Below are 12,755 nucleotides of genomic sequence, written 5' to 3'. Positions count from 1 at the left end.
TGCTGATATCAAATACGTTCCATCATCGCGATGAAGAAACCATCAGTACCGGTATGATAAGGCGTCAGAGTGATCATACCGCCATCCTTAAACAGTGGACGACGGGATGCTATTGCACCAAAATGCTCTTCCCAAACCGGCGCAAGATCAACAAGCTTGAAGTCAGCGTTCTTTTCAAGGAACGCTTTGACTTGCAGCTGATTTTCCGCTGGCACCAAAGAGCAAGTTGCATAAATCAGCTTGCCACCTGAACGCACAAAGCGTGTCGCAGTTTCCAGAACCTGAGCTTGATCTTCAACACGTCCATTCAGAGCGTTTTCTGTTACACGCCACTTGGTATCTGGACGACGACGCCATACACCAGTACCTGAACAAGGCGCATCCACGAACACGCGATCCATCTTGCCTTCGCAGATATCAAGAGAGCCGGTTTGCGGGTCAATCGTCTGGATATTTCGCACCCCTGCGCGGGCCATACGGTCATAAAGTGGCGCTAGACGCGTCTTATGGGCATCATAAGCGTAGATCTGTCCTTTGTTCTGCATCTGCGCAGCCAAAGCGAGGCTTTTACCGCCCCCACCTGCACATAGATCCAAAACCTGTTCACCCGGCTGAGCGCCTGACAGGATAGATGCGATCTGAGAGGCCTCATCCTGCAATTCAAACCAGCCTTTGCGAAAGCTCTCTTCGGCCTGAACGTGAGGTGATTTGCGCGGCCCAATTACAGGTTCAAGACGAACGCCTACAGGAGACAAGCCACTTACTTCTGGATTAAGGTGAGACAAACGCTTGAGGACTTTTTCCTGCGAGCTTTTGACCGTGTTCACGCGCATATCAATCGGCGCACGTTCAGAAAGAGAACGCCCAACTGCCAGCGTCTCGTCACCAAAGTTATCCTGAAAGTGCGACCAGAGCCATTCCGGAACATTTGCTGAGATCTGGTCGTTATCGCCGACTTGCTTGTTTTCAATCAATGCGTCACGTTCAGTGTCTGATAGCGGTTCTGGTGCGTGACGGTCTTCTTCCATCACCTGCTCCAGCTTTTCCACCTGATTGCCCCAGCCCCAGATGTAGGTTGCCAAAACAAGCGCGCGCGCACTGTCAGATCCCATCGCCTGAGCATGGGAGAGTTTGTGGCGCAGCGCATCAAATACCAGATTGCCGATAGCAACCCGATCTCCGGATCCTGCAAACCTATGCTTGTTGCCCCAGTCCTTCAGGGCTTCCTGCACAGGACGGCGGCGCTCATTAATCTCTGTCAGCACTTCAATTGCAGCCGCAATTCGTCCACCGTCGCGCATGAATGATCCTTAATTCCGTGAATTCTATTTTACGATTTATTTGTTTGGCTTTGCAGCGTGTATGCCAATACTCAAGGCTTTTCAATAGTGCATAGCATGTGTGAGGCAAACCTCACATCAACTCATTCAACAATTTCTTGGGTGTTGCATAACTCATATATGCTGAATTTAGCAGATAACAGTAAAAATACAGATATTTACGACCTGCTTCCGCTACCTCATGACACATAGCGCATTTTAATAAAAACGTAGATCCTGCCTCGCAACTCATCAGATCACTGTAAACAATGCGTGTTGCGTTTCATGTTTTATCAGATCTCCATATTTCTACTTGGCAATGCAATATTGTATTTCCTGAAAGCAGACCTCATCGGTGCTTCGATTGCATCCAACTCATCAGTTGGTTTGAAGCAGAACCACTACGTATTTGCAGCAGGCGCATTTACAATGGATGCATTGCTCTCTTCGGTCCTGACACTGGGATGCCTTGCTCTTCTGGAACTGGCATTTTCTGTCTCGGCAACATGGTATTACTCAGTGGTGTGCCTTTTGACATATTTAAGCATCCTGAGCTTCTTCACTCTCAGAATTCACCGTTAGCTGCGACATAAAAAAATGGCTCACCCGAAACCGGAATGAGCCATCTAAATATTAGCATTTGATTGTTATCAGGCGCTTTTTACATTGCGCAAGAAGCTTGCAATATTGTCCCGCAACAGGTCTGCCTGTTTATTCAGGATCTGAGAGGATGACAGAACCTGACTTGCAGTTGCGCTGGTTTCTGATGCGGCAGATGATACACCCGCCATGCTTTCAGCAACATTTTGAGTGCCTACAGCTGCTTGCTGCACGTTCTCACTAATCTCAGTGGTTGCTGCCCCCTGCTGCTCAACAGCAGCTGCGATAGTTGCTGTGATATCATTGACGTCAGACATGGTTTTGGTGATTGCACTGATTGCGCCAACGGCTTCCTGAGACGAATTCTGAATGCCTACAATCTGGCTGGAGATTTCTTCGGTCGCCTTTGAGGTCTGATTGGCCAACTCTTTCACTTCAGCTGCAACAACAGCAAAGCCCTTGCCAGCTTCGCCGGCACGAGCTGCCTCAATGGTCGCATTCAGAGCCAACAAGTTGGTTTGCTCTGCGATCGCTTGGATGAGTGTGACCACTTCGCCAATACGCTGCGCAGCACTATCCAGACTGGAGACTTTATCATTTGTGACCTGGGCTGTAGATGTAGCGTCTGCGACAACTTTTTGAGTTTGGCCAACTTGTCTGCTGATCTCATCAATGGATGCGGCCAGCTCTTCTGCTGCCGACGCTACCGTTTGTACATTGGTAGACGCTTCCTCAGAAGAGGCGGCAGCCGTTGTTGATTGCTCAGTGGCATGCTCAGCGATGCCGGTCAGTGCCTTGGCAGAGACTTCCATTTCAGTTGAGTTATCCGCGACTGTCGTCAGACTTTCCTGAATGGTTTCATCAAAGTCTGTAATGAGCTCATCAATATGTTTCTGGCGAAGCGCTCGAGCTTCCTGCTCCTGTTCGGATTCACTTTGCAGATTCATGCGCTCAACTGCATTGCTGACAAAGACTTCCAAAGCCTTCGCCATCTGTCCGATCTCGTCTTTACGGCCAGTGAAGGCAACAGGCTCATCTACATTGCCCTTTGTCAGAGAGTTCATCCGTGCAGTGATACCGACAACAGGTCTTGCAATGGAGGAGCCAACAAACCAGAGAACGACGACACCAAAGGCAAGACAGATAAGCGCCGTAATGATAGCGTTGTTTCGTGTTGCGTTGGCAGCTGCGAGCAGTTCTGACTTATCCACGGAGACAATTGCGGACCAGACCTGCTCTGTACCACGCAGTGTCAGCGGATAGGTCGCTATTTCCTTATCACCAAGCTCAACAACAGTTGGCTGCGTACCTGCCTCAGTGAGAAGTTGAGCTATCTCTGCTGGAATTTCTTCGCCTTTCAACTCCGAATTGGAGTGAGCTACCCATTTGCTATCGTTGCTAACGAGGCCGACAAACCCACTTTTGAATTTTCTGGAAGCTTCCAGACTTGCGATCAAGCCGTTAAGGAACACGTCGCCAGTGATGACACCAATTGCATTACCATTGCCATTGAAGACAGGTGACGACATGGAGACAGCCATTACGGTGTCACCTTGTGATTCAAAGCTGTACGGCGGTGTGACAACGTCATGCCCCAGCCTGAGAGGAAGACCATACCAGCTATCTGCATCAGCTTCGTCCGCACCCGCAATACGCCACCCAACCTTGCCATCCTTGCGAGAGAAGTAAGGTGAGAAACGGCCGGTTTTCCCAGAGTAGTCCTGACCAGCGTGGCTAGCATCTTCGCCAATCATATTTGGCTCGAAGGAGGTGGTCAGGCCATCAATGGACGGATTGTTGGCAAAGAAGTCTCGGGCGATCTGGGCGATCTGCTCACGAGTTAGATCGGCATGGCGCAATGTTTGTTCGAGTTGGTCTGCAAAACTTGACGTGATGATTTGTGCTTCGCTAATTGTTTGATTGGCCAGATCTGCTTGAACCTGGGCATTCTCAATAAGTAATTCCTGACCGGCCTCTTCTGAGGAATTGGACATAAGGACGGAAACAACTGTGATAAGTGCAATAAAGCCAAGCAAAAAAACGGCATTCGCAGCGGCGAATATCCTTAGGCGCAGTGACATGATTATTTTCCATTGAATTAGTTCAATTTATTCTAAACCTCTCTATCCCTGAAAAATTAATTGCAACTTAAGTCTAGTGCTTTTCAAAGAAAATCTAGTAATACATTTTGACGCATACAATTACAATTCACCTAACTTATTGCATAATCTAAATTAATTTCTTCAATCGAATAACTGACTAATATACAAAACTAAAGTTTTCTAAGTGAGATCACCTCGGATATAGATGAATATTTATATTTAATATGCATGCATCACATATTCAGAAAAACAACTAAGGCACTCCATTCAATACTTGGAATTACTTTGCCAGCAAAATTTAATCCAATTTATTAGCTTACTTGCGCGCCTTTACAGCGCTAGGTCACGAAGCGCACACCCTCCTGTAGGCCAGATCATTTACCTGCCTTCGAAGGAAAGGGTGGAGCAGAAAAGGTTGATACGCAGCTCTCATGAGTCCAAGTGATCTGACTTCACATAAAAAAATCGCGGTTACTGGAGGATCCAATAACCGCGATTATCAAATTAAAATTCACTCAGACTAGTTGTGCTGCTCAGACTGCACCGGGGTAATTCGGGCTCTCTCTTGTAATCGTGACGTCGTGGGCGTGGCTTTCGCGAAGGGAGGCGCCGGAGATGCGGACGAAGGTTGCGCGGTCTTTGTACTCTGGCAGGTTTGGTGCGCCGACATAGCCCATGGATGCACGGACACCGCCTGCGAGCTGGTGCAGAACGGAAGAGAGCGGACCTTTGTAGGGCACCTGCCCTTCAATACCTTCTGGAACCAGCTTCAGCTTATCAGAGACTTCTGCCTGGAAGTAACGATCTGCGGAACCACGTGCCATAGCACCGACAGACCCCATACCACGGTAAGCTTTGTAGGAACGGCCCTGATGCAGGTAAACCTCGCCTGGGCTTTCTTCGGTACCAGCCAGCAGTGAACCCACCATGCAGGAGCCTGCGCCTGCTGCGAATGCTTTTGCCATATCGCCGGAGAACTTGATGCCACCATCTGCAATGATTGGAACATCAGCCTTAGCAGCCTCGGCTGCGCACTCAAGGATCGCTGTGAGCTGAGGAACACCGACACCAGCAACAATGCGTGTTGTACAGATAGAACCCGGTCCGATACCCACCTTCACGGCGTCAGCACCAGCTTCGATCAGTGCTTTTGTCGCCGCTGGAGTTGCTACGTTGCCAGCCACCAGCTCTACACTCGGGAAGCGCTTCTTGATTGCAGCTACCTGATCAATTACAGCCTGTGAATGGCCATGCGCGGTATCTACGACCAGCAGGTCCACGTCGACCTCAATCAGGGCCTCCGCACGACGCATGCCATCTTCGCCCACGCTGGTTGCTGCACCAGACAGAAGGCGCCCCTGCGCATCCTTAGATGCATTCGGGTTGAGCTGCGCCTTTTCCATATCCTTAACAGTGATAAGGCCAACACAGGACTGGTTCTCATCAACCACCAGAAGCTTTTCGATACGGTGTTGGTGCAATAGACGCTTGGCTTCATCCTGACGAACGTTATCGCGAACTGTGATCAGGTTGTCGCGGGTCATCAGTTCGCAGACCAGCTGCTCAGGGTTTGAGGCAAAGCGTACGTCGCGGTTGGTCAGAATACCAACGAGACGACCTGTGGCAGTACCGCCGCGACCACCGTTTTCAACCACTGGCACACCGGAGATCTTGTGCGCTTCCATCAGGTTGAGTGCGTCTTTGAGAGTTGCATCAGGGCCAATCACCAATGGATTGACGACCATGCCGCTCTCGAATTTCTTCACCTGACGGACTTCTTCAGCCTGACGCTCTGGTGTCATGTTCTTGTGGATGATGCCGAGGCCGCCAGCCTGTGCCATAGCAATCGCGAGGCGTGCTTCTGTCACTGTGTCCATTGCGGAAGAGAGGATAGGCAAGTGCAAACGAAGATTGCGAGAGATTCTTGAGTGCAGTTCGACCTGCGCTGGCATGATCTCAGAATGCCCTGGAAGGAGCAGAACATCATCAAAAGTCAGCGCTTCGTGACCTGAAGATGGTTCGTAAAATGTAGGCATTGCCAAATTCCCTTCGGATGAATATAGACCGCCCTGACCCACTCCCTGCTCAAGTGGATTTGACTGCAGAGTTGTCTGAAAATATAGAGAAGTTGACGCGGGTCACTACCACGGCTTTTGCGATTTGAAAAGGGGCATTTATCAGATTTAGGCTCCGGAATGCATATTTGCTCCTCACCCCATCGATTTTACTAAATTGCAAGTATCGTCGATGAGCGTTGATAGACCGAGTTCCTTTAAGGTCAGCTTCCGAGAACAAACACCTTCAGGGATACTCAGAGGTCTTCGCCGACACTCCTGAGTGATTTCAGACCGGAAAGCTCCGAGCATGCCGTACCGCCTCCGCATGACAACAGTGATCGTTGGCATGACGCTTTTGCTGGTGCAGTTGGATGCCACAGTGCTTGGAGTTGCGATCCCCACTATCGCTCATGATCTTAAAATTAATCCACTTTCATTACATATGACCATATCGCTCTATCAGCTCACATTGGCGGTGTTTATTCCCATATCGGGATGGGCAGCTGACCGGTTCGGGTCAAAACGTTTGTTCGTTGGCGCAGCGCTCCTGTTTATGAGCATGTCAGTGGCATGCGCCCTTTCTAGCAATCTGACCCATCTTTTGATTGCCCGGGCAATTCAGGGGTTTGCCGGAGCCTTTCTAATGCCGATTGGACGTCTGACAGTCATCCGCATGGCAGGCACGAAGAACCTTGTGCAAGCGATGGTTTGGGTCGTCACGCCCGCTGCATTCGGAATTGCCTTTGGCCCCTTTCTGGGCGGCATTATTGTCCACTATCTCAATTGGCGCTGGATTTTTTTGATCAATGTGCCGGTTTGCGTTGCCGTTGGCACTATGAGCAGCTTTTACTTTCGCAATTACAGACGGAAGAACAAGGTGCCCTTCGATTTTCCGGGGTTCATTTTGCTAGGGAGTACTGCCGCATCGCTCCTGGCTGGGATTGCTAATCTAACAAAGATCACAGGCGATGCATTTATTCCCCTTGGCCTTTTTGCAGCAAGTTTATCATTCGCCCTGGTTTTTATATGGCATGCACGGCGCGCTCCCCATCCAGTGATTGACCTGAAGCTCTTCGCAAATCTCAGCTATCGTGTCTCGACCTATGCGGCTGTCCCTTTGCGCATCGGCGTCGCTTCCTTTGCGTTTGTCATGCCGCTCATGCTGCAAATTCCCATGGGCCTTGATAGTCTGACAACAGGACTCCTTATGGGCGCCGCAGCCATTGGAGCCCTGCTTTCACGCGTGGTCGCTCACCGATTGATCAAAACATTCGGCTTTCGCGGCGTCTTGCTGCCCTGCACCATTGTTCTTGCCGTTTTAACACTGGCTGTGGGCTTTGTCTGGCTTACCAAGTCACTTGCAGCAGTCGCGCTCCTCATCCTGCTCACAGGCTTCACACGAAGCCTTGTATTCACATCTGCCAACACAGCAAGCTATGCGGATCTGACCAGGTGTCTTGTTAATCAGGGTGTGAGCTTTGCAGGACTGGTTCAGCAACTATCCATTTCACTGGCGGTTGGCTTTGCTGCTGCCGTTTTGCATGTTCGGCAGAACATCACAGAAGAGCACATGCTCACCGGGCCTGATTTTATCTGGCTTTCCGTTTGCACTGGTTTATTTGCCTTGCTGCCCGTGCTGTTTTTCTGGTTTCTGCCCGTTAATCTCGGCAAGAACAAAGTGGATGAACAAGCACATTTACATCAATAAAAAAGGCTGGTCGAAACCAGCCTTTCTGAACATTATTTAGAGCCTCTGTAGCCCTTGGCGAGAATGAACATCTCGGGGCTGCCTTTGCGGCTCGCTGGTGGTTTGATATGCACCACAGACTTAAATTCCTTCTTCAGATCCTGAAGCAACTTTGCCTCAGCACCACCGGCAAACACTTTTGAGAGGAATGCACCACCTTCATTCAGGTTCTGACGCGCAAAATCGATTGCGATCTCGAACAAATAAGTCGTGCGCAGGTGGTCTGTTTGACGATGGCCTGTTGTTGGTGCAGCCATGTCAGACATCACCAGATCTGGGCGATGCCCGCCGAGCGCTTTCATCAGCTCATCAGGAGCATCATCATCCAGAAAGTCTTTTTGAAGGATCACAACACCTGGGATCGGTTCAACTTCGAGATAATCAATCCCAACCACTAATGGCTCATCATCCACTGAGCCAACGATCGGCGCCGTCAGCTGCGACCAGCCGCCTGGAGCACATCCCAAATCGACCACACGCATACCCGGCTTCAGGATTTCATGCTTCTCGTTGATCTCGATCAGCTTGTAGGCCGCCCTGGAGCGATAGCCATCGACCTTGGCACGGCGGACGTATGGATCATTCAGCTGGCGTTGCAGCCAGAGTGTTGAGGAGTTGGACCGTTTACGCGCAGTTTTCACGCGCTGAAACATGCCCCGATCACCTGATCCACGACCACTAGAGTTGCCGCTCATCTGTTATATTCCTTTCTAGGGGTGCGCCGGCGCTTATGGTTGGAGTTGCTCCAGACTTTGTCTGCAGCCATCATCTCCATCAAAATACCTTCCCGCAGTCCTCTGTCAGCCACACGTAAACGCTGACAAGGCCATCTGCGGCGTATTCCTTCCAAAATTGCGCAACCTGCTAGCACCAAATCGGCTCGGTCCTCACCAATACAAGGGTTTTCTACCCGTTCTTGATAGGACATATTCAAAAGCTGGTTAATCATGGCTGAAACATCTTCCTGTTCCATCCATGCTCCATCAACGCGGCGGCGATCATAGCGCTTAAGGCCCAAGTGGACCCCGGCCAATGTAGTCACCGTCCCGGATGTTCCCAGCATATGGACATTTCCGCGCTCTATAGCACGGGAGAGTTCATTGCCAAGAGGGAAATTCTCCAATCTCTGCGAGACATCACCAACCATAGCTTCAAAAACATCTGGTGTGACGTGCACACCTCCGTGACTTTCCGCCAGATTTACAACGCCCAAAGGCAGAGACGTCCATGTTCGGACAAAGCGGGTCAGTGCATACCCACGCGCACCATATCTGTTGCGCAGATCGAGCCAGACAATCTCAGAGGATCCGCCTCCAATATCGAAAAGCAGAACACCATCGGCCTCAGGATCGACCAGAGAAACGCACCCAGCAACGGCTAAGCGTGCTTCAGTCTCCTGACTGACGATCTCAAGTTCCAGTCCCGCTTCTTTCTTGGCACGGCTGACAAACTCCTCGCCATTTTCAGCTGCCCGGCAGGCCTCTGTCGCAATGAGCCGTGCCCGCTGAACGCCGCGCTCGGAAATCTTTTGCTGACAAACTTGCAAGGCCTCGATGGCTCGTGAAATGGCATCATCGGAGAGTTTCCGATTACGCCCGACACCCTCCCCCAAGCGTACGATCTTGGAGTAGGCATCGACAACACGAAACCCGCGCTGCTCTGGTCTGGCTATCAGCAAACGGCAATTGTTGGTACCGAGGTCCAAAGCTGCGTAGAGCTCCTGAGACCCTGTCGCCTGATGTCTGTGGCGCGACGGAAAACGATGCGTCCCATCACCACGCATATCCGCGGGATGACGACGTCGGTTTGCATCATTTTCGCGGGATCTGTAGCCTTGAGAAGGACGCGGAGCATGTTGCTCTGCAGGCCCAGACTGTCTGACTTGCGTTGACCCATGCGTTTTAACCTCCTCCTTAGGTGCAGGAGCAGGTTGTATAACTTCTACTGATGTGCCGCCCGGATCAATATTGACAACGGGCGCATGTAGTTTTTGGTTTAGGAGCGCACGTCTTTCTGCCCGATTAGGCTTTGCGCGACGTGCTTTCCTCTGCCGCTTGGCGCCTTCAGGACGAGAACTGCCAGCCTCTTCCGCAATCCCAGCAGAATGACCAGCTTCAGCGCGGTGCAAAGACGCATTTTTGGCGTCTCCACCCTGGCGCTTTCTATGGCGTTGCTTCCGTCTGCCCTTTTTTGAGCTTCCCGGGACGCCGGGCGTTCTCGCTCCATCCGAAGAGGACCGCTCACCCGTTTTCTTCAAGTGCTATGCCTTTGTGCAGTCCATGAGGCATCTAAATGCGATCTGGACTGAAGTCATTTTAAGTTGGCAACATTGTAACAGTTTCATGGCAAACAGCAATCGCCCCATTTGAATGGTACAGTCCTAAATTTAAACGAATTCTCTCAAATTGCAGGAAACTCCAGAGGCTTACGATTTTGGAGTCGTTGACAGGCGCTGGCAGCGTGACACGCTTGCCAGAACACACTTGCGCATAAATGCGCAGATCCATGTCCTTATTCACAAGAGAAGGGCCTGAAATCCTCTTAGCCCACTGATTTTGTTAAAACTCACGAGAACCAAGTTGACAAGGTCCGGTCCGAACACTAAAAGCCCTCTCACCGACGAATTGAACACCTTGTTTCACTTTGTTGGTTGGCAGTAGCTAACGTGCTGTTATTGCTGGGGATTAGTTTAATGGTAGAACAGCGGACTCTGACTCCGTCGGTCCTGGTTCGAGTCCAGGATCCCCAGCCAATTACTCACGTATCAAATGCTTCAACTGCTTGGTAGGGAACACTTCCCTCCTGTTCTGCTGGGGATTAGTTTAATGGTAGAACAGCGGACTCTGACTCCGTCGGTCCTGGTTCGAGTCCAGGATCCCCAGCCATTTTCTTCCATAAATCAAAACTGAACAGATTGATTGAGCGGCTCCGATATTCCGCTAATTGACGGTTTCGTGCGCCTCAAGAACACTTCTTGCAACATTTACGCTTGCAGAGGTTGTATCATGCCCTTCTCCCCCAAACGGATTGCTGTTTTTGGCGCAAGCGGCGCAATTGGGTCTGCTTTTGTGCATGAGTGTCTTGATCGCTATGACACAGCGGATATGTTTTGTTTTGCCCGCTCTCCAGTACGCATTCCGGTCCATGAGCGCGTTGAGAACCACACCTTCTCGCTAGAGGATACGGAGGGGCTTAACGCCAGTGAAGATGCGATTAAGGCAGCTGGGGGACTTGATCTGATTTTCGTGGCAACTGGACAACTTCACAGCGACACCTCAAAGCCGGAGAAGAGTATCCGCTCACTCACAGCGGCGGGTATGGAGGAGACATTTCATACAAATACCATTCTCCCCAGCTTGATCATGAAGCACTTTCTGCCGCTTTTGCCCAAACACAAAAAGGCTGTTTTTGCTGCGATCTCAGCACGCGTTGGCAGCATTTCCGATAACTATCTGGGCGGGTGGTATTCGTACCGCGCCTCAAAAGCTGCGCTCAACATGCTTATCAGGTGCGCTGCGATTGAAATGCAGCGCACGCATCAAAGTTCGGTCATTATCGGAATGCACCCGGGCACGGTGGACAGCTCACTCTCCAAACCGTTTCAACGCGGCATGCCAGAAGGGCAATTGATGCAGCCTGAGAAATCCGCTGCAATGCTGCTGGATGTGATCACTGAGGTTGACCAGTCCCAAACTGGCAAATGCCTAGCCTATGACGGGACTGAGATCGCTCCCTGATAGATCATCAAGCTTCTGCTGTGGCTTTCAGAACATACTGCTCAAAAACATCGCGGCTTTGAGTCAGAAGCGCATCGCACCATTCTTGTGTATCGACAAAGAGTGCATCTTTGAGTTCCTGTCGGATTTCAGCGGCTAGTTCTGGAGCAACAGTATCCCGATTGCGTTTCAGCCAGTTGTCGCGGCGATGAGCGTCCAGCACCTGTTCAAATGGGACGGTGCCAAACTCCAAGATTAGCTTGGTTGGTGGGACCTCCAGATCCACACTGTCCAAAGTATCGCACATGAAACCGCCTATGAGGCTCCATTCCGCTTCTTCGCCGGGCTTTGAACTGAGGTCCATCACCTCGCAAAAGCCGCAAGGACCGACACCTGTGTGCAGATCAATGATCGTTGCGCGCTTTGCGCCTTGTCCATAACAGACAATGACTTGCTTTAGGGTTTTGGTGGACCAGGATGTTTCCTCCCCGCCGTAAAACAGCCCCATTGGGACTGAGTATTGCCCTTTCAGCACTTTTTGCGTCAGAGCGCCAGCTCCGTTCTTTTCGGTATAGGTTTTAATTGCGGTGTTGGCAGTCTCCCACTCCTCTCCCGCGATCTGAGGCGCACAAATGGCGGTGTGCAGCTCTTCGTAGTCAGGGTTTTGAGGAAGATCTCCATCAAAGCTAATCGAGTTGCGGTTGTTGTCTACGTTGTTCTCATCTGTCCGCGTGAAGATCGCGCAGCCAGCTGGGTTGACTGCATGCACCCAGACTACTTTTGTATTGTCTGGGAGCTGCTCCAAATAGCGCTGCATCAAGTCCAGCTGAATTCCAGAGCCAGCTGTAAGTTCTGTTCCGTGCACGCCTGAAGTAATGAACACCACATGCTCACTGTCAGGTTTGCCTTGCAAAGCAACAGTCATCTGCACAGGCCCCTCCTCACTCTTGAAGGTTGGGTGCGGGATGACCTCTGTCTCAAATCCAAGTCGACTGGCCAGGTCCATGAAACGCTGTTGAGCTTGGAAATAGTCCTCAGAGAAAATGGGATTTGCAGGCATTGTGTACTCTTCAAATAACGGGATGAAGCTGTGATATATCGGCGGTTAAATTACACACCTAATTGACCCAGAAAGAATAATCTAGTCTGTTGTTCCTTATCTCTTTTTTCTCGCATCACATGCAAGTTTTCAATCAATTGCGATGATGCGTCTT

General features: G+C 50.7%; 9 protein-coding genes and 2 tRNA genes. 5 read left to right on the top strand and 6 right to left on the bottom strand.

Features of this window, described 5'->3' with window-relative positions; genetic code table 11:
* Nucleotides 1-8 precede the first annotated feature (8 nt).
* Nucleotides 9-1,301, bottom strand: a complete 1,293-nt coding sequence (locus PsAD26_RS13465; protein WP_063310831.1) for an RsmB/NOP family class I SAM-dependent RNA methyltransferase — start codon at nt 1,299-1,301, stop codon at nt 9-11.
* A gap of 303 nt (nt 1,302-1,604) precedes the next feature.
* Here PsAD26_RS13465 and PsAD26_RS13460 point away from each other — a divergent pair, with 303 nt between their 5' ends.
* A complete protein-coding gene (locus PsAD26_RS13460) occupies nt 1,605-1,901 on the top strand; it encodes a hypothetical protein (RefSeq protein ID WP_063310830.1) in 297 nt (98 codons plus the stop codon).
* A 68-nt stretch (nt 1,902-1,969) separates the two neighbouring features.
* On the opposite strand, the gene PsAD26_RS13455 is transcribed toward PsAD26_RS13460, so the two are convergent.
* Both PsAD26_RS13455 and guaB read right to left on the bottom strand, forming a co-directional pair.
* A complete protein-coding gene (locus tag PsAD26_RS13455) occupies nt 1,970-4,000 on the bottom strand; it encodes a methyl-accepting chemotaxis protein (protein WP_063310829.1) in 2,031 nt (676 codons plus the stop codon).
* 554 nt (nt 4,001-4,554) lie between these two features.
* Nucleotides 4,555-6,057 carry an IMP dehydrogenase gene (guaB, locus tag PsAD26_RS13450; RefSeq protein ID WP_063310828.1) on the bottom strand — a complete coding sequence of 501 codons (1,503 nt, stop codon included), beginning with the start codon at nt 6,055-6,057 and terminating at the stop codon, nt 4,555-4,557.
* 328 nt (nt 6,058-6,385) lie between these two features.
* Here guaB and PsAD26_RS13445 point away from each other — a divergent pair, with 328 nt between their 5' ends.
* On the top strand, nt 6,386-7,786 hold the full coding sequence (locus PsAD26_RS13445; RefSeq protein WP_063310827.1) for an MFS transporter: 1,401 nt from the start codon (nt 6,386-6,388) through the stop codon (nt 7,784-7,786).
* Nucleotides 7,787-7,818: 32 nt separating this feature from the next.
* On the opposite strand, the gene PsAD26_RS13440 is transcribed toward PsAD26_RS13445, so the two are convergent.
* Both PsAD26_RS13440 and PsAD26_RS13435 read right to left on the bottom strand, forming a co-directional pair.
* Nucleotides 7,819-8,520, bottom strand: coding sequence for an RlmE family RNA methyltransferase (locus tag PsAD26_RS13440; RefSeq protein ID WP_063310826.1), 702 nt, complete (start codon nt 8,518-8,520; stop codon nt 7,819-7,821).
* Entirely contained in the window at nt 8,517-9,953 is a 1,437-nt protein-coding gene (locus PsAD26_RS13435) for a Ppx/GppA phosphatase family protein (protein ID WP_063310825.1), read from the bottom strand. The genes PsAD26_RS13440 and PsAD26_RS13435 overlap by 4 nt, the downstream gene beginning before the upstream one ends.
* A gap of 550 nt (nt 9,954-10,503) precedes the next feature.
* Here PsAD26_RS13435 and PsAD26_RS13430 point away from each other — a divergent pair.
* From PsAD26_RS13430 to PsAD26_RS13420, 3 genes are all read left to right on the top strand, one after another.
* A tRNA-Gln gene (locus tag PsAD26_RS13430) sits at nt 10,504-10,577 on the top strand.
* Nucleotides 10,578-10,636: 59 nt separating this feature from the next.
* Nucleotides 10,637-10,710, top strand: a tRNA-Gln gene (locus PsAD26_RS13425).
* Between the two features lie 120 nt (nt 10,711-10,830).
* Nucleotides 10,831-11,562, top strand: coding sequence for an SDR family NAD(P)-dependent oxidoreductase (locus PsAD26_RS13420; protein WP_063310824.1), 732 nt, complete (start codon nt 10,831-10,833; stop codon nt 11,560-11,562).
* A 7-nt stretch (nt 11,563-11,569) separates the two neighbouring features.
* Here the strand turns inward: PsAD26_RS13420 and PsAD26_RS13415 are convergent, their stop codons facing one another.
* Nucleotides 11,570-12,601 carry a DUF2817 domain-containing protein gene (locus PsAD26_RS13415; RefSeq protein ID WP_084403671.1) on the bottom strand — a complete coding sequence of 344 codons (1,032 nt, stop codon included), beginning with the start codon at nt 12,599-12,601 and terminating at the stop codon, nt 11,570-11,572.
* Between the last annotated feature and the right edge of the window lie 154 nt (nt 12,602-12,755).

Origin of the sequence: Pseudovibrio sp. Ad26, assembly GCF_001623285.1 — a bacterium.
Taxonomy (GTDB): Bacteria; Pseudomonadota; Alphaproteobacteria; order Rhizobiales; family Stappiaceae; genus Pseudovibrio; species Pseudovibrio ascidiaceicola.
This window is presented reverse-complemented; position numbering and strand designations above follow the sequence as displayed.